This window comes from Cohnella kolymensis (assembly GCF_000829465.1).
GTDB lineage: Bacteria > Bacillota > Bacilli > Paenibacillales > Paenibacillaceae > Cohnella > Cohnella kolymensis.
The window spans coordinates 51620-68754 of sequence record NZ_JXAL01000022.1 but is presented as its reverse complement, the minus strand read 5'-3'; the positions used below and the strand labels follow the sequence as shown (position 1 = coordinate 68754).

The following is a 17135-nucleotide window of genomic DNA, read 5'->3' as shown; positions in this document are numbered from 1 at the left end:
CCTTAACCGACATTTGTTGACAAACTATTGAAAAAAGAAATTCTTCGCGTCTTTTTTCTTTATTTTCGTCATCACAACACCTACAAGATTCGCCCTTGCATGCACCAGTTCTTCCTTAACCTTCTTAGCCATGTTCCGTTTCGATTTGCCATATTCCACGACAAGAAGAGTTCCGTCACATATGGCGGTAACAATCTTGGCATCCATCTGGGTCAGAACTGGGGTACAGTCGAAAATAATCATTTCATAACGCTGCGTCAGTTCCGCCAACATGGCCTCCATAGTCTTCGACGCCAATAATTCCGACGGATTAACAGGTATCGGACCGGCGGGCATGAACGTCAGATTCTCAATGTTTGTGTCCATTACAACTTGAGTGACGCCATTCTGCTTCCCCAAAACATTCGACAATCCCTTGCCGTTATGTACACGGAAAGTAAGGTGAACGGACGGTTTGCGCAGATCCGCATCTATCAGAATCACTTTTTTTGCCAGCCTGCGCATAGGCTGCAGCCAAGTTTACGGCTGTAATGGTTTTTCCTTCACCCCGGTTAACTGAAGTCACCGCCATTGTCTTAATTTCCCGATCTATTACTGAGAAATCGATATTAAATCTTAAGGAACGATAGGCTTCCGCCATAGGCGACTGAGGATCTTCTTGAATGATAATCTTCGTATTAGTCGCTGATTGTCGCATAGACCGCTGCTTCACTCTCTTTTTTGGGAGTTGTAACCTTTTTCGGTGACCTTATAAGCTTTTTCCGGGTCTTTGGTATCAGAGCCAACGTTGAGGTGCCAAGAATCTCACGAATATGCGCATCTGTCTTTATGGTATTATCCAAGGATTCCAGTAGTAACATAATGCCGGTCGATAACACTAAAGATGCCGCAAAACTGAGAATGATCATTCGATTAGACTGCTGATTGATTGGCATAGGGGAATCGTCCAGTTTAGCTCCGCTAAGTATTGCAACGTTATCCACCTTCATGATTTTAGGCAGCTCCGTCTCGAATACTCTCGACACGTAAGTCGTGATCTTCGCTGCCTTTTCGTAGGAAGTATCGTTGGCCACAATCGACATGACCTGAGTTTCGTTTACATCCGATACGTTAATCTTGGAAATGAGCTGTTCGGATGTCAGCTCTAAATCCGGATAACGCTGAGCCACTTTATCCATGATCGCCGGGGTCTTGATAATTTCTTTGTATGTGTTGATTAATTGTATATTCGTCCCGATGGCTCCGAAGTCGATCTGCTCCTTGTCAGGTCCCGTTGCAGTCAGATCCGGCTGCAATGTTTTGTTGACGATCAGCTTGGTTGAAGCCTGATAAATCGGCACATAGTTACGCGAGCTATAGATAGCTGTGGGTATCGTAAAAAGAAGAGAACACAACACGAAGAGCCAAAGGTACTTCCTGATCATATTCACGTATTGGCCAAGATTAATTTCCATAGTCACCCTCCGGCCTGGAGTATTCTCATAGAAAACAAATACGCGGCATGTTAGATACATTTTGTATCAAAGAATATAATACCCACTATATGATACTTATTGTATCATGTCAATATCAAATGTTGTGATAGTGTTCCGTTTTGTATCCCCCGAGAGAATATACAGACTTTAGCTTATAAACGCATTCCCGTGACATATAAATGTTTCTAGCCATACAATATGATTCAGTATTTGGATTTCGCTGGGCTATCGTTGTCGTACATGAGTTGATTAATGAGGAGAGTGAATAGGAGAGTATGGAGAGAACGGCTGTCGTAAAGAAGTCTGATCGCATGGTTTTCGTTAGATATGTATTGGTGTTGCTGATGGTGGTGTTTTCTTTCTGTATCATGATCCCCACCGGGTTTGCTGCAGGTAATGAACGGCAAATCACATTTAACGAGACGCATCTAGGGACTCTTGCACTTGATGGGAACAAACTCGTCTGGACGGATCGAGATTATGGAGACAACGATATCTTCATGTACGATTTAATAAGCAATCAAAAGTCGACAGTGTCGGCTCAATATGGATCAAATCAATCTAGTCCTGCAATAGCCGGCAACCATGTTGTTTGGATGGATGATCGAAATGGAGATTGGGACATTTACATGGAGGATCTAAGCACAAATCAGCAGACAAGGTTAGCATATGCCAGGTACGGTTCGAATCCCACTGACCAATCAGACCCCGATATAGATGGAAACAGAATCGTGTGGCTCGATGAACGTAATTACTACACGCAGATCTACGTGTACGATTTGAGCACCAACCAAGAAACGAGGATCACGAATGATACATCGATTAAGAAAACCCCTGTTATCAGTGGAGATAAAATCCTTTGGAAAGAATATGCGTGGCAAAGTCAAATAAAGGCGGATAACCTTTATGTGTATGATCTTAGCACTAATCAGAAGAAACAGATCACCAACTACAGCAGCTCAACCAGCAGCAGTATCTCTTATCATACCATTAGCGGAGATAGAGTCATCTGGGAGAATTATGGCTCCATTTATATGTATGATTTGAAGACTAACCAACAAACGCTTATTTCTTTTCCTCGCAATGTGCATGCTTATGCGATTGACGGTAATAAAATCGTCTATACCCAGAATTACTGGAGCCAGATTTACTTGTATGATTTGGATACCCAGCAAGAAACGCAGATCACCAATTATACTTCAGTTCCTGAGGTCAGAAACCTGGCCATTTCCGGGAACACCATCGCCTGGATCGATGACCGTAATGGCTATTGGGACGTCTATGTGTACGATTTCATGCCAACCGGGACGATTCAATACAACCCTTGGGTTACAGCAAATCAGGATATTGTCGCTACTCTGAAACCTAGTGAGCCGGTCACGGTAACCAACAACGGGGGTTCCATGACGTACACTTTTACACAAAGCGGCAGTTTTACCTTTCAATTTGTCGATGCTACAGGGAACACAGGCAGTGCAACTGCTATGGTCACCATTGACAAAATTGCACCGACAGCAACAATTCAATATAGCAATACTGGTCTTACAACGAAACCTGTGACAGCCACATTGATCCCAAGTGAGCCGGTGACGGTTACGAATAACGGAGGCTCTTTTGAGTACACATTCCGTAAAAACTCGATCTTCCTGTTTGAGTTTATGGATGAGGCCGGGAACACGGGGATCGCGTTAGCTAAGGTCAACAATATCATCTATCTGTACGATGATGTTTACCGGTTCATCAAAGTGTTCCCGATACCAATCCCAATATGGGAAAAAGACCCCGTCTTCTATATGGAAACTACGTATCTAGACGATTTGGAAATGAACGAAATCCGTTATGCTACAAATACCGACCCTAAGGAACTGTTGGAAACTTACGCGAAAAACATGGAGACGGCAGAGTTTAATATAACTGAATTCACTGATTCCAGCCTCATCGGAGAAAGAAAAGAAGGCGGGGAACTGATCAAGCTCACGTTATCAAAAAGTGACGATTACAAGGATTATTCACAAATTGTCGAAGTCGTGTATACGAAGCCATTGATAAAGGGCGAATCTCTGGAACCTGGAAAGTGATGCAACGCAGCTCAAGATGCCTCTTTTGGGGCATCTTTTTCTGTATGGAAACGGAAGTCTAAGTTATTGATTGGGTTGAGGGAACCGGTCAAAAGGTTGAGATTGGTTCCATTGCCGAACTGAAGTTGGACCCCGCCTTGGATTATTTGGATGCCGAGAATACCCGTAATTATCTAGACGAGAATGGCAGTGTTTCGTCCGAACTAGACATCGCTTCGGTGTACCCGGTCGATGACGATTGGGCCGTCTACTTTCAATATGAAGAGGACGGACACATAACGGACGATGAAAAAGACAGCATCGATGCGGACGCCCTATTGCAAAGCTATAAAGATGGTACGGAAGAGCAAAACAAACAGCTTGAGAACCCTGCGGATCATCTGTTTATCGATGGGTGGGAGCTGCCGCCTAGTTATGATGAGCCCAGCCGCACATTGTCCTGGACGCTTAGAGCGCATGATGGCAATAACAACCCCATCGTTAATCAGAACGTCAGAATCTTGACCCGAGTCGGTAATATGTCGGTCATCCTTGTTACAGATCCGGCCCATTTGCAAGAACATGCAACTGCAATAAATGATCTGGTGCTGAGCAATTTGGTTGTAAAAGAAGGACAGCGTTACGACGATTTCGATGAATCTACGGATGAGAAAGCCGGCTATGGATTAACGGGGCTCATTCTCGGTGGAGTAGGAGTCGTGGCAGCCAAAAAGCTTGGCCTCCTCGCTCTCATTGCGGTTTTCGCTAAAAAGTTCGGAATCGTCATCGTTGCTGCGGGTGCAGGTTTATGGAGTTTTTTACGAGGAAGATCCAGAAAACTAAAAGCCGACACTCAGGAACAACAAGTACCGGCCGTTAATGAAGAAGAAAAACCGAACCAAAACTCTAATAGGTTGTCGTAATCATGGGCTTTTGTCTTTAGGAATTCCGTGAGGCAGAAGCCCTTTTACTTTTTCGATATGTAATTGTTCGCTGCGCGCAAACGTTCTTTCATCAATTGTTCCTGCTCATTCATGCGGGCAATGTCATTCTCAAGCTTCGTGGTGCAGCTAGCACAGAGCTTGCCTTTGCGAAGCGGTCCTCCGCACATATCGCAGGTGTCGGTCAGATTAGGATAATCGTAGAGTCTGATTCTACCGATGCGGATCCATGACCGGATCCTTTCCGCCGGAACCGATGCAGCGGCCGCTACCTCCTCTGTCGTTAAATGCCGATTGCGCTTTAATATACTCTCAATTAGATGAAGCTGGCGGTCATCCTCTGCCGAGCAATTCGAACATAAGTTGCGCGAGTTCATTTGGAAGATAGCGTTGCAGCGGGGACAGTTCGCAACATTCAGTTCATTGGACATGGATTCGACCTCTTTTTCGGTTGGATTGAGCCGATGATAACATAGGTATCGGCAAAACTCACCAAAAGATTGAGCTAGAGTTCTACTCAGTCCCACACTTAGCCGGCCAAGTCTTTGAGCATTTGTTTGCCTTCATTCATCTGGTCTTCGAATGCCTGCCGATACTCTGCGATGATCGCCGTACTATGACCATTAGCCGTCAGCTGCCGCTCCGCTTCGTTAACAATTTGATTAAACTGTGTGGTGCATTGATTAATGACGCCGTTTATTTCGTCGATCAACTGCTGCTGCGTTTTTCCGCTGTCACCACGGATCAAGTCCATACCCAATGGCAGCAACTGATTCTGGCAGTCAGTTTTCAAGCTCTGTAACCGGGATTCCGCGCTTGTTGTTATTGCTTCATAAGTCATTGGCGCTGCGCCTCCGCCAGCACCTGTTCCAGGGAGTGCTCCACCACCGCTTCCACCGCTGCCCGCTCCGCCACCTGCTGTGCCGGTTCCAGTATGTCCGTCACCTGTTGATGCACCGTGATCACCATCATGTCCGGTATGAGCTCCGTCATTTGCCGGTTCAAAAGCAGGCGATTCCGCGATAACCCGACCAGCTTTTCCATCCCATTGGATTTGGATCCCCACGGATTCCGACATGAAACGAACCGGGACGTATATCGAACCATTGAAACTATACGCTGATTGCCCGGACGGAATCGGCTTCGTCTCGCCTTCAAAGTTGAACTTCGCTTGAATCGGTGTAACGGAAACATTGACGCCACCCTTGGCAGCAGCTTTTCCTTCCATACCAATTGCGTTCATCAAATACTCATTCAGCAAAAGAAGCTCCAAACTAGTGGGCTCAGTGACCATTACCGTGCTCGTATCGGCATTCCATTGAACATTCTTTTTTAGGGCATAAGAGAAGAAGCGTAACGGTACGTAATTGGTACCTTTAACCGCAAATATGTATTGACCTTGAGGCAGCACCAATGTCTTACCGTCGAATACCAGTTGCAGCTCTTGTGATTTCACTTTTACGGTGCCTGAGGCCGCAGAAACTATGGTTACATGGAAAAACAATATAATAGCTACGGCCAACCCGACCATTGCTACTGTAGACTTCCGTTTCAAATGCATGCTAACATCTCCTTCTCCTTATTTGATTGCAGATGCCAGCTGGGCAATTGCCGATGCTCGAACTGCGGCTTTCTCTTTCTGATATTGACTCTTCCAAGCCGGCATGTCGGTTACCGGAATACCTGCCTCCTGATAATCAGCGGTGGCCTTGTTTAGTATCGTTTGAAAACTGCCATCGCAGCCCGCTTCCGCTATTAACAGTTGTCCAAGAAACTTAGACTGCAGTGTTTTTATCGTCACTTCCTCGTTGCTCTTCACTTCGTTTATCATCTTTTGTAACAGTTGGTTACTTTTTGACTGACATTCACTTCTTAGCCAGTTAATCTCGGATTCGTATAGATTGTCAATTTCGCTTTTGGCCGAAGTTTGATTTTCGGTAAATATGGGCTCTTGTTTGCTGTAACTGTTAGGGGTGTCGTCGGAAGTTGGCGACTCTGTAAAACGTGTTGCCATCGTGGGGTGATCGTGTTGCTCAAGAGATTTCGAAGTTTGCGGTGGATCACTTGATGCATTATTAGAAGGTACGTTCTGAGGTGTAACTTCTGACGTGGAAGTACTTTCGGGATCCTGCGAAACTAGCATTTCAGAAGTTGATCGTATATCTATATAAAGAACAGTGAATACTCCCATAACTAACAGAGCTGACATCAGCAAGTATCTATTTTGCAGCTTCGGCCTCTTCCTTCTCGGCTTCGTCATAGTTTTTCCCCCGACTCACACCGTATTTCTTAGCTATAGCCACTAACTTGTTGTACTCTTCGGGACTAAGCTTTTCTAAAAGCACTTTTCGCGCATCACGTTTTTCATCTACGGTCATTCCGCCACCAGCCATTTCCTGTAACATTTTAAGATCTGATAGGTTGAGATTTCTCATTAGAATGGAAGTAACGCTTGCTTTCTCGGCGATTGTCACTTCCTCTTTAATTGCTTTCACTTTATTTGTGGATACTTCTGACGAATATACCCCTACCTTATCTGACTCTCTAGTAACTGAGTCCACTTTACCTGATGGTTGCTCTGAACTAGTGTTAACTGAAGATGCCTGTCCGTTTTGCTGACTAGCTCCAGGCTGGATGGCAACAGAGTCAGATCCTTGGTTCATACTTGTGGTTTTTGACTCTGTCACTGTTGGTAGAGCAGATTGATTGGAAGACGATGGTTCTACAGTAATTTCCGTCTCAATACTTCTCGCCATAGCGTCAATCACTTTATTCGCAGAATAATTGACCGCTAACAGACCTGAAACTCCTGTAGCTAGAATAAAAACAAGGGACCATAGCATTAAACTTTTCCATATAAACTTTCTCTTCTTTTGCATTCAGTCACCTTCTCTACCATACATAGGAAAATTTCTTACTGCACATTATAATAGTCGACATACCATTGTGCGAACTTGTGCAATCCTTCTTCAATCGATGTGCTAGGCTGAAATCCTACTGCTTTCTGCAACAAATCAGTACTTGCGTAAGTCGCTGGTACATCACCAGGCTTAATTGGCTCAAACACCTTCTCAAATAAAACTTCTCTACCTAGCGCATCACTCAAACACTTCTCCAACTTTTCAATAAATACCATCAATTTTTCCGGCTTTTTGTTCCCAATATTAAATATTTTGTGAGGGACATTATCATGTCCAACAGAAGGATTGCAAAGCAATCGCTCAATGCCCTCTACAATGTCATCAATGTACGTGAAATCTCTATATAAGTCGTTTTCAAAATCACCGTTGTTAAAAATCTTAATGGGCTGACCGGAAAAATACTTATCGGTGAATCCAAAATAGGCCATATCTGGCCGTCCCATTGGACCATAGACAGTAAAAAAGCGAAGTCCTGTAGCCGGAATATTATATAGGTGACTATATGTATGAGCCATCAACTCATTTGATTTCTTTGTCGATGCGTAAAGTGATACGGGGTTATCGACAAAATCAGATTCTTCAAAAGGTACTTTCTTATTCGCACCATAGACCGAGCTAGACGAAGCGTACAGAAGGTGTTCGACAGGGCTATGCCGACATGCTTCAAGTATGTTGTAAAAACCAATGATATTACTTTGGATATATACGTCTGGATGCTCGATAGAATAACGCACTCCGGCTTGCGCAGCCAAATTCACCACTACATCTGGTTTATGGTTTTCAAAGATATTCATAATGTTTGTCTTGTCTGAAATATCCGCTTCTATAATCATAAATTTTTCATAAGGTTTTAATAATTCCAAACGTGCAAATTTAAGATTAACATCATAGTAGTCGTTGAAATTATCTACACCAACTACCTGGCAGCCCTGATCCAGTAGTTTCCTTGATAAGTAATATCCTATGAACCCTGCCGCCCCTGTGATAAGGTATGTTTTACTAGGATCCAGAGGTTTGTAATTCAAAGTTCTTCGACTCCTTTAGCCCGTCTTTTCTTGCAGGTTTTCTTCCTATGGAGTAATACTCGACGCCTGCGTCCTGCATCTTTTGAACATGATATATATTTCTCCCGTCATACACCAAAGGAGTTCTCATCAAACTCTTATAGGTTTCTGGCAATACTGCTTTGATCTCTCCCCATTCGGTAAAGATAAAGCAGACACTGGCATCTTTTAATGCATGTTCAATTTTCGCAACATAGGTAATGCTACCTGTGCCATTCTTACCTGCTGGATATAGTCTTTCAAAGTTGTCCGCTCCAACAGGATCATACGCATAGATATCTGCGCCTTGCTCTAATAATAAAGGAATATTCGCAAGAGACGCCGCTTCCCTGAGATCGTCTGTACCAGGCTTAAAGGTTAAACCTAAAACCGCTACCTTCAACCCATTAAATGTAATAAGTCTTTTGCTAGCTTTTTCGTATAAGACCCGCTTTTGTTGTTTATTAACATCAATAGCAGCCTTAACGGTTTTCAATTCATAACCATGCTGTCTTGCAATATAGTCCAAAGCTTTTGTATCTTTAGGGAAACAAGATCCCCCAAAGCCAATGCCCGCATTAAGGAATTTATTTCCGATACGCTCATCGAAACTCATCCCTATTGCAACGTCTTGAATGTCCGCACCAACCAATTCGCAAAGGTTGGCGATATCATTCATATAAGAAATTTTAAGTGCAAGGAAATCATTCGATGCATATTTGATCATCTCTGCCGATCTTCTATTTACAGAAACTATAGGTATATGAAAAGGCCTATAGATTTTCGTTAGCAGCTCTTCAGCCCACTTGCTTTCGGTACCAATAATTATTCTTTCCGCATGCAGTGTATCATCCACGGCAGAGCCTTGTGCCAAGAACTCAGGATTGGAGGCCACGTCTACTTTCACGTCGCGGATCAGAAAGTCCTGGATAAACTGTTCCACCTTATCATTTGTGCCAACCGGGACCGTAGATTTTACAACTACAAGACAGTCCTTTTCAATCGTTTCGGCAATTTGTCTTGCAACAGTCGCGATATGTGACAGATTTGCCGAACCGTCCGGCTGTTCAGGAGTACCCACACCGATAAAGATCGCATCCGCATCCTTGTAAGCTGATTTATAATCTGTTGTATAATCGATTCTTCCGCTTGCATAATTCTTGAGCATTAATTCTGTTAAACCAGCTTCATAAATAGGAGAAACTCCAGACTTCATTAAAGCTACTTTTTTCTCATCAATGTCTACACATGTCACTTGATGGCCCACTTCAGCAAAACATACACCCGCCACTAAACCTACATACCCTGTTCCTGCAACGGCAATTTTATACATAGGTAATCATTCTCCTTAGTTTGGAAGATGAACAATACTGGTATGATAATCCAATCCACTTTTGTAACTGTTTAGTGTTAATTAGAATCATATTAAATTTCATTTTTTTGGACTTCTCTCTTGGCCATATGTGATCTTTTTTTTTAGTAGTTAAGACTCCCTTGAGTAGAAAGTATATATTGCTTCCTTCTTGGTATTCATAAATAAAATTAAAAATAGTAGATATTATAACAGAAAATATTCCAACGATAATCCCTTTGATTAACCAATTAGTCCAAGATTGTACTTCAATTGGAAAAACAAAATGAAAAAAAAATAATACTGCATACTACAACAGCAATTACACGCAATGAACGCAGTATGGAATGATTAGGGGATTGGTTGAGTATATGCTTGTTACTAAAAATTAAAGTATCAATAGTCCTATAGATGAATGAGACAACCGTCCCCAATAATATTCCATACACCCCCATGAATTGCATAAATACTAATGAGCTGGATAAATTAATAAGCGCCTCAGTTATCGCTCGCCACTGTGTTTCTTTATAATAACCTCCAGCATTTATAAGCGTGACTCCTGGAACTCTAAAGTTATTTAACATTCCAATAATTATGAATAATACAGCAAGTTTTGGATCGACATAGTATACATCCTCTACTCCCGCAGTAAATAAGTTGACAAAAGGTAATATCATTATGGCGGTTATTGAATAAACAATAGATATAAATATAAAGTAAATGTATTCATAAGTACTATAGTTTGATCTTAAAGATTCCTTACTACCTGAAGCCAGTAAGTGACCAAAACCAGCTACACTTCCCTGTGAAAATACAGTTGTCATTAAATTATAAAGCTGTGAAAATACCAATTGATAAACACTATATATACTGACTAAAATCATGTTTCCAGTTGTGGTCAGCAGTAGTATATCTTTATTATTCACAATTAATCCTGAAATTTGGTGCACAAAAGCTGACCATCGCTTTGCCAATGCCGTTTTATCCGGCTTTACTTTACCATCTAACATTGGGTAATAATATCGAACATACATATTCTGTAGTAACATTGTAATAAGCTGCAGTAAGGCAGGAATAGACTGTACAGCTACGACGGAGTAATTATTTGATATTAATACAATTTGAATAGTACCTCTTAATACCAATACAATGATGCTAAAAATAAATGAAATATATAATTTCTGATCAGCTTGTAGTAAGACTCGGTATTTGCTCAAAAGAAAACAATCCAAAGTAGTCTGTAAACCCATAACAAGCATCAGCCAAAATACAGTTTCTCTTGGTACATCATTTATCAATACCGGTAATATAGTCGCAATTATTGTTATGACAATAAATAACACTATTCCGGTGTTGTAATAATACAATTTTATTGCATTTAAAACTTCGTTAATGCGTTTTATGTTATTCTGGCTTAATGGTTCGTAGAGTGATTGTGTAGAAGCTATATTTAATCCAGCATTTAGTAGTAGAACATAATTCATTATATTTGTAATGGATGACGTAAGGCCGTGAATAGACGGACCATATGTGGTTAAAAATAATTTCGGAATAATAAACCCCAGAATTATTGTGAACAACTGGTATATTGTGATCACAATAATATTTTTAACAGCAGCTGTTCTTCTACTTTTCATGTAACAAGTTTTCCTTCTTGTTTTGAAAATGTATCACTGTCACCAAGGGCTTGATATAAAGTCTGCATCTCCCTCTCTGAAGAATATTGACTATGGCTGAGAGTATCAGTGAATTGTTTACGCATCGTGGGGTTTTCTATCAGTAGTTTCAGTGCTTCATAGACACTCTCAGCATTTTTTCTAACAACTAATCCATTATGTAGATGCTGTATTTGCTCTTTCATTGCAGGACAATCTGTTACAATAATTGGACGGTTTAAAATTTTAGCCTCCTGAACAGCAATACCAAAGCCTTCAGCTATAGAAGGCTGCACATAAACATCACAGGCTTTTACATACGGGTAGGGATTCTCTTTTTCACCTAGTAGTATTAGTCTATGTGAGACTCCTAATTGAACTGCTTTTTTCAAAATTTCCTTTTGTAAAGGCCCCTTGCCGATTACATACCACTTAAATTCAACATTATCTTTACAAAGTTTCTCACAAACTTTTACTACAATATCGTATCCTTTTTGTGGGTGTAATCTTCCTACAGTAACAATTACAACGCCTTCATATGTAGTATCAAATACTACTTCTTCTTCCGATCTCTGTCTTATAACATCTTCTGTGACAATATTGTACATTGTTTTGATTTTATTACTTAATTGCGGAAAAACTGACAAAAAGCTTTCCTTGCTTGCCAATGATACAGAATATATAGCATCTAGTGTGTTAAAAAACTTCTCGTCATATGTGTTATTCATATTGGACAATCGATAGTCATTGTGAATCCACCCGATCTTTTTTCTTGCCTTAACTTTATCAACAACAAAGTAAATTGATACTCCTTGTAAATATCCTACAGCAACGTCGTATACACCATCGATTGTGGGAATTAATTTATTCTGAATATTCCAAAGCTCATATAACTTTTGATGCTGGTTTAACAGCTTATAGATCTTAGATCTAAAAGCAATTTCAATTTTAGCCTTAATAAATTTCCATTGCTTCTGTTTTATAGATATCCAAGCTGCCTTTCTTAAAGGTGAAAACAACATTTTAACTTCCACTGGTGAGTGTTTTATATTTACATTTGTTGTTAATTGAGAAAGATAAAAATTATCGTCCGATAAAATTAACAAGTCTACCTCGTAATATTCAAAATTGATTTTATTCAACATGGAGACTAGCGCCCGTTCTGCGCCTCCACTTGTTAGGCTTGAAATCACAAACAAAATTTTCATCTCGATTCCTCATTCTAATTAATTTTTCCTGTAACAATACAATCAAATGAACGGGAAACAACACATTGATAACCATCCCCGAGATAATCGAAATATTATACATATGCATGCAACCAAGGTACAAAATATAAAACGTCAGAGCCACGTAATGATAACAACTTTGCTCCTTTGCACTGTCTGATTTCCGTCTTTCTAATATGCACAACAATCCATATAAGAACAAGGTTGGAAAAGGAGCAGCCAGGTATCCAAAGTACAGCATACCTTGTCCAGCTAAGGGAATTATTTGCGTGGCTTTTTCATGATTACTATATAATAGGTAATTGAACATTATTTTAGTGGTGTTCATAGGGTCAATTTTTAGTAATGTAAGTGGGAAAGTATTATTTGAAATATCATTTAACAATAATTCAATCCCATTGTATTCGATAGGTACTATATTTGAATTCTTTAAATCAACTGATTTCGCCTGATTGTATGGACCAGAGAAATATTTCTGTAGAGTATATGCATAGGTGTCCCTCTCCGAGTCGGTACCTGTCAAATAGAATAACCCATGGGATGCATTTTCATCATCCAATGTCATGACGAGAATGCTCACAAATGCAACGAAAACAATCAAGATGATCAGTATAATTCTTGAAATTTTACGAAAATATTTTAATATTAGCGAAATAACAATTAATGCTTTAATTACAAAGAACAGTCTCACATCGCCAAAATTAATGCCTACAAATAGTATTGATGCACATAAAAATTGTGCAGCATAATAAACATTTCTGGTCTTGACATATTTCATCAATGCCGGCAATGAAACGAACATAAAAATCAACACAGTTGAACACTGCAGTGCGAGTTCACCCAATACATAATTAGATCCAGTATCAGGACTAAAGTAACCAAATATCTGGTATCTATAATTATTTCCACTAAAATTAGTCAATGTAGAAAATACAATCAAAATAACAGCTGCCAGAAATAATAGCCATCTATGTTCGTACGTCTTAATCGTCGTTGAGTGTTCATGATGTTGTCTTTGGGGTCGGGAAAGTACATTTCTAAGTAGAAAGTAAGCTAAGGTGTATTCGGCAATCAATTCATACAACATGATGTACACTGCTATACTCTTGGCATCATAAGTAGGGTTGGGGTAATATGTAGAGCCATAAAAGCCCGTATAGACCATAAACCAAGGTGTGAACACGTACCTAATAAATTCTATTCCGTTAAACACTGAAAGCCCTAAGGAATTAAAACTATATTTAAAATACTTGTGAAAAACTATCATAATGACCGCATATACAAATGGCAGTAGATATAGTTGTTCATAGCCAGCTTCTCTTTCCTCAGAACCTAGATAGAAAGATATAAGCAATGATGAACAAACTAAAAGGAGCATAAGATAAAGTTTACCAACAGAATAGTATTCTGGCTTTTGGCTTAGATATAACTGTCTCATAGTAACCTCGTTCATCATATTCTGCTGCGAAACGCCCCTGCACTTACTGACTATGTCAAAAACATAACTATGAAAAAAGTTTCGCTGAACAAACTGAAAGTAAATACTTTTCCCATTTATTGAAAACTTCATTAGTTGAATGAGTAGTACAAATCGCCTTTGCTTGTATACCCATATCTGTTGCTTTTGAAGGGTTCTCAAGTATGTATTTCATACATTCAGATAACTCGTCTTCTGAATTTCTATTGCACAGAAAGCCATTTATCCCTGAATTAATTAACTCTCTTGCACCACCCGGTTTGCAATCTGTTGAGATACTAGGTATGCCAAGAGCCATGGCTTCCATCAAAGCATTAGGCATTCCTTCATAATCTGAAGATAAAACAAACAATGATGCATTTACAATTTCATTCATGAGATTTTTTGTTGTCCCCTTTAGGCTAACTCTATCACTTAGTTTCAGATCATTTATTTGCGTTTCTAACTCCCTCTTAAGCTCTCCTTCCCCATAAATCTCAAGTGTATATTCAGGAAAATCATTACTGATTTTTGCAAACGCATTTATGATTAATCTCTGATTTTTTTGTTTATGTAGTCTACCGACATTAACAATAACTTTTCTTCTTTCGTTGGGTATACGATAGTCATCAAACTTCATATAGACCGGATTGTTAATTACTACACTTCTTTTTTGTATTGAGTGTGGAAAATATCGCTGCGCCCCCTGCGTCTGAAATACAAACCCATCGATCATAGAAAAAAAAGATACTTCTTAACCATCCTAGCCATCCTTGATATTGTTTATCAGAAGGATCCCCTCGTTCCGAATATACGTTTTTTAAATCCTATGAATTTAGAGAGTATGACTGAAAATATAGCTGGTTGTAGCCAGAATGAAATAACTATATTGGGTCTAATCTCAGCAAGTTTATTTTTTAAGTGTTTAAGCCTGTGAAACTGCTTATATAATTTATTGCCCGCACGATCTGGGATAAAAATATAATTGACTCTTTTATCTATCTCGTAAACAACATTATTATCTTTTAAGGAAATGATGGTTACCTTATTGCCTGATTTAGCTAAACTATTAGCTAACATAATCATTGATTTTTCTGCTCCACCAAACCCAGGTAAAAAACCTATGAAAACAATATTTTTCATATTTGCAAATGGCATCCCCTAGCTTGTTGAATACTTAGATAAACTATTGTTTAAAAATTGATTTGATTTTTGCGATTACAACAAATGCTACAACAAAATTCATCTTTGCAAGTGGAATAAGGTACCGGACCCGATTCTCTAAACTATCTTTGTCTAACTCAAAACCATATGTTTTTCTAAAGATTGATAATCCTTTTTTGCTTTGATTTAAAGCTTCAATGAATTTATAATTTTGTGTTTTTCGATATATGGAAACAACTAGTGCAGTGAATCTAAAGCTGTTGAGTGTAGATTTATATTGTTCCAAAAGGTGGTTCTCTGTTAAGTGATGCTCAATTTTATTACATACATCACCCCATGGATCATCATTTCCCTTTTTCGATTGACTATTTGGATAATTAACATAATGGTAAAACGGCTTATCAATAAAAGATATGATATTTGAAATCTTTAATACTTTAAAGCTGAAAAAGAGCTTCTTCACCAACAACATCATTCGTATATTGAATTTCGTTGTCTAATATAATTGAACTCTTGACTGCTTTACGCCACCCCCCCCCCATGGCATTTTGCCAGTCATTTGACTTCTTATTAATTCTTCTTTCGAGCAGCCTTTATATTTTGACATGTATTCAACTCTAATTAGTTCTCCAGAAGGTTTCTCCTGTAATGCATCAATAAACACAACATCAGACTGGTTTTCTTCTATACATTTAATTAATTTCTCAAAGTAATGACTATCTATGTAATCATCAGCATCAAGAAAAACGACATAATCCCCTGTTACTTGTGAAATTGCTCTATTTCTTGTATAACCCGGGCCTTGATTTGCGTGTGTACTAACTTTAAATCGATTATCATCTAAAGCGTATTTCGATAATATTGTGTAACTCCCGTCACTTGAGCCGTCATCAATTGCTATTGCTTCCCAGTTATTGTACGTTTGATTTTTCACACTATCTAAACACTTGCTCAGAAACTGCTCAGCATTAAAAACAGGGATTACTACAGATACTTTCATAAGACACCCCTTAACTTCGCAAATACTGCTTATACAGCCAAGTCTGTATAGTGATCGGACAAACAAACATAGCTAATTGAGCAATGGCAACTACTACATAATCAGAAAAATTAGAATATCCCATTTTTCGGAATTTATGAATTGTTCCAATATAACTTTTGGTATTCTCCCAACTTCGACGACGTTTAGACAACGCATCATTAGAGCGGAATTTGAGCAGTACTTCGTTCAAATTGCTAGCCTTAAAGCCGTTGAATAACATTCGTCCAAATAAATCCACATCTTGGTTACGTTTTAAGTCACTATACCCGCCACACTCTAGTACCTTACTCTTTTTATACATAACCGTTGGATGATTAAATGGGCTTCTTCTCTTAGCAAACTCATATATTTCATGATGCGCTGTAGGAACAATTCTTGATGATTTGATCTCCGTTGGATCGTTATAAAACTCATCTATCATAGTGCCAACTATAACTAGCTCTTTATTTTCTTCAAACGCGTTTAACTGTTTCTCACATCTTTCAGCTATCGAAATATCGTCTGTATCCATTCGAGCCACAAGTTCATTTTTACAATTGTATAAGCCAAGGTTTAGTGCTAATCCTAAGCCTATATTCTTCTCACTCACAACAATGTTAAATAACTCTGGATAATTACGATTATAGTCTTCAAGTACCTGATTCAATTTATCTGTTAATGGTCCATCTTTAACGATAACGATCTCATCAGGCATCACTGTCTGATTTAACATACTATCAATACTCTGCTTAAGAAACTCTGGTTTTTCTTTTATATAAAGAGACATTAAGACACTGTATTTTTCCACAAAATCTTACCTCT

18 protein-coding genes are annotated in these 17135 nt (G+C 39.3%); 2 read left to right on the top strand and 16 right to left on the bottom strand.

Translation table 11 applies throughout. The features are described 5' to 3' along the window. Positions 1-24: 24 nt before the first annotated feature. Positions 25-504, bottom strand: coding sequence for a CpsD/CapB family tyrosine-protein kinase (locus SD71_RS13855; RefSeq protein ID WP_082034251.1), 480 nt, complete (start codon positions 502-504; stop codon positions 25-27). 173 nt (positions 505-677) lie between these two features. Next, a complete protein-coding gene (locus SD71_RS13850; protein WP_052476258.1) occupies positions 678-1454 on the bottom strand; it encodes a YveK family protein in 777 nt (258 codons plus the stop codon). 296 nt (positions 1455-1750) lie between these two features. Between SD71_RS13850 and SD71_RS13845 the strand changes: the two genes are divergently transcribed. Together SD71_RS13845 and SD71_RS13840 are read left to right on the top strand one after the other, a co-directional pair. Further along, entirely contained in the window at positions 1751-3553 is a 1803-nt protein-coding gene (locus SD71_RS13845) for a TolB family protein (protein ID WP_041064213.1), read from the top strand. Positions 3554-3618: 65 nt separating this feature from the next. Then, positions 3619-4455, top strand: coding sequence for a DUF2167 domain-containing protein (locus tag SD71_RS13840; protein WP_082034249.1), 837 nt, complete (start codon positions 3619-3621; stop codon positions 4453-4455). A 44-nt stretch (positions 4456-4499) separates the two neighbouring features. Here SD71_RS13840 and SD71_RS13835 read toward each other — a convergent pair whose 3' ends face one another. The 14 genes from SD71_RS13835 to SD71_RS13770 all read right to left on the bottom strand — a co-directional run bounded on the left by SD71_RS13835 (position 4500) and on the right by SD71_RS13770 (position 17121). Then, positions 4500-4904, bottom strand: coding sequence for a hypothetical protein (locus SD71_RS13835; RefSeq protein WP_041064210.1), 405 nt, complete (start codon positions 4902-4904; stop codon positions 4500-4502). Positions 4905-5002: 98 nt separating this feature from the next. After that, positions 5003-6034 carry a stalk domain-containing protein gene (locus tag SD71_RS13830; RefSeq protein ID WP_041064207.1) on the bottom strand — a complete coding sequence of 344 codons (1032 nt, stop codon included), beginning with the start codon at positions 6032-6034 and terminating at the stop codon, positions 5003-5005. An 18-nt stretch (positions 6035-6052) separates the two neighbouring features. Further along, positions 6053-6733: a hypothetical protein gene (locus SD71_RS13825; protein WP_041064204.1), complete on the bottom strand. Its 681-nt coding sequence runs from the start codon at positions 6731-6733 to the stop codon at positions 6053-6055. Continuing rightward, positions 6693-7352, bottom strand: coding sequence for a hypothetical protein (locus tag SD71_RS13820; RefSeq protein WP_041064201.1), 660 nt, complete (start codon positions 7350-7352; stop codon positions 6693-6695). The genes SD71_RS13825 and SD71_RS13820 overlap by 41 nt, the downstream gene beginning before the upstream one ends. 35 nt (positions 7353-7387) lie before the next feature. After that, a complete protein-coding gene (locus SD71_RS13815; protein WP_041064198.1) occupies positions 7388-8419 on the bottom strand; it encodes an NAD-dependent epimerase/dehydratase family protein in 1032 nt (343 codons plus the stop codon). Beyond that, on the bottom strand, positions 8394-9770 hold the full coding sequence (locus SD71_RS13810; protein WP_041064194.1) for a UDP-glucose dehydrogenase family protein: 1377 nt from the start codon (positions 9768-9770) through the stop codon (positions 8394-8396). Before SD71_RS13810 ends, SD71_RS13815 begins: the two co-directional genes overlap by 26 nt. Before the next feature lie 287 nt (positions 9771-10057). Then, positions 10058-11425 carry a lipopolysaccharide biosynthesis protein gene (locus SD71_RS13805; protein ID WP_041064191.1) on the bottom strand — a complete coding sequence of 456 codons (1368 nt, stop codon included), beginning with the start codon at positions 11423-11425 and terminating at the stop codon, positions 10058-10060. Next, positions 11422-12651 (bottom strand): glycosyltransferase, encoded by a 1230-nt coding sequence (locus SD71_RS13800; RefSeq protein WP_082034248.1) that lies wholly within the window; start codon positions 12649-12651, stop codon positions 11422-11424. The genes SD71_RS13805 and SD71_RS13800 overlap by 4 nt, the downstream gene beginning before the upstream one ends. Continuing rightward, positions 12578-14110, bottom strand: a complete 1533-nt coding sequence (locus SD71_RS13795) for a hypothetical protein (RefSeq protein ID WP_152619466.1) — start codon at positions 14108-14110, stop codon at positions 12578-12580. Before SD71_RS13795 ends, SD71_RS13800 begins: the two co-directional genes overlap by 74 nt. Positions 14111-14177: 67 nt before the next feature. Next, entirely contained in the window at positions 14178-14864 is a 687-nt protein-coding gene (locus SD71_RS13790; RefSeq protein ID WP_052476256.1) for a glycosyltransferase, read from the bottom strand. A 50-nt stretch (positions 14865-14914) separates the two neighbouring features. Continuing rightward, a complete protein-coding gene (locus tag SD71_RS13785; protein ID WP_041064183.1) occupies positions 14915-15271 on the bottom strand; it encodes a glycosyltransferase in 357 nt (118 codons plus the stop codon). Between the two features lie 43 nt (positions 15272-15314). Next, positions 15315-15755, bottom strand: a complete 441-nt coding sequence (locus SD71_RS13780) for a hypothetical protein (RefSeq protein ID WP_152619465.1) — start codon at positions 15753-15755, stop codon at positions 15315-15317. Positions 15756-15788: 33 nt separating this feature from the next. Next, positions 15789-16292 carry a glycosyltransferase family 2 protein gene (locus tag SD71_RS13775; RefSeq protein WP_052476255.1) on the bottom strand — a complete coding sequence of 168 codons (504 nt, stop codon included), beginning with the start codon at positions 16290-16292 and terminating at the stop codon, positions 15789-15791. A gap of 10 nt (positions 16293-16302) precedes the next feature. Beyond that, positions 16303-17121, bottom strand: a complete 819-nt coding sequence (locus SD71_RS13770; RefSeq protein WP_052476254.1) for a glycosyltransferase — start codon at positions 17119-17121, stop codon at positions 16303-16305. Positions 17122-17135: the final 14 nt, after the last annotated feature.

What these genes read in the sequence shown, in the direction of transcription:
- SD71_RS13805 (WP_041064191.1), bottom strand. Translation starts at nt 11,425, where the DNA reads ATGAAAAGTAGAAGAACAGCTGCTGTTAAAAATATTATTGTGATCACA.
- SD71_RS13850 (WP_052476258.1), bottom strand. Translation starts at nt 1,454, where the DNA reads ATGGAAATTAATCTTGGCCAATACGTGAATATGATCAGGAAGTACCTT.
- SD71_RS13845 (WP_041064213.1), top strand. Translation starts at nt 1,751, where the DNA reads ATGGAGAGAACGGCTGTCGTAAAGAAGTCTGATCGCATGGTTTTCGTT.
- SD71_RS13790 (WP_052476256.1), bottom strand. Translation starts at nt 14,864, where the DNA reads ATGATCGATGGGTTTGTATTTCAGACGCAGGGGGCGCAGCGATATTTT.
- SD71_RS13830 (WP_041064207.1), bottom strand. Translation starts at nt 6,034, where the DNA reads ATGCATTTGAAACGGAAGTCTACAGTAGCAATGGTCGGGTTGGCCGTA.
- SD71_RS13855 (WP_082034251.1), bottom strand. Translation starts at nt 504, where the DNA reads ATGCGCAGGCTGGCAAAAAAAGTGATTCTGATAGATGCGGATCTGCGC.
- SD71_RS13795 (WP_152619466.1), bottom strand. Translation starts at nt 14,110, where the DNA reads ATGAGACAGTTATATCTAAGCCAAAAGCCAGAATACTATTCTGTTGGT.
- SD71_RS13825 (WP_041064204.1), bottom strand. Translation starts at nt 6,733, where the DNA reads ATGACGAAGCCGAGAAGGAAGAGGCCGAAGCTGCAAAATAGATACTTG.
- SD71_RS13835 (WP_041064210.1), bottom strand. Translation starts at nt 4,904, where the DNA reads ATGTCCAATGAACTGAATGTTGCGAACTGTCCCCGCTGCAACGCTATC.
- SD71_RS13800 (WP_082034248.1), bottom strand. Translation starts at nt 12,651, where the DNA reads ATGAAAATTTTGTTTGTGATTTCAAGCCTAACAAGTGGAGGCGCAGAA.
- SD71_RS13810 (WP_041064194.1), bottom strand. Translation starts at nt 9,770, where the DNA reads ATGTATAAAATTGCCGTTGCAGGAACAGGGTATGTAGGTTTAGTGGCG.
- SD71_RS13775 (WP_052476255.1), bottom strand. Translation starts at nt 16,292, where the DNA reads ATGAAAGTATCTGTAGTAATCCCTGTTTTTAATGCTGAGCAGTTTCTG.
- SD71_RS13820 (WP_041064201.1), bottom strand. Translation starts at nt 7,352, where the DNA reads ATGCAAAAGAAGAGAAAGTTTATATGGAAAAGTTTAATGCTATGGTCC.
- SD71_RS13785 (WP_041064183.1), bottom strand. Translation starts at nt 15,271, where the DNA reads ATGAAAAATATTGTTTTCATAGGTTTTTTACCTGGGTTTGGTGGAGCA.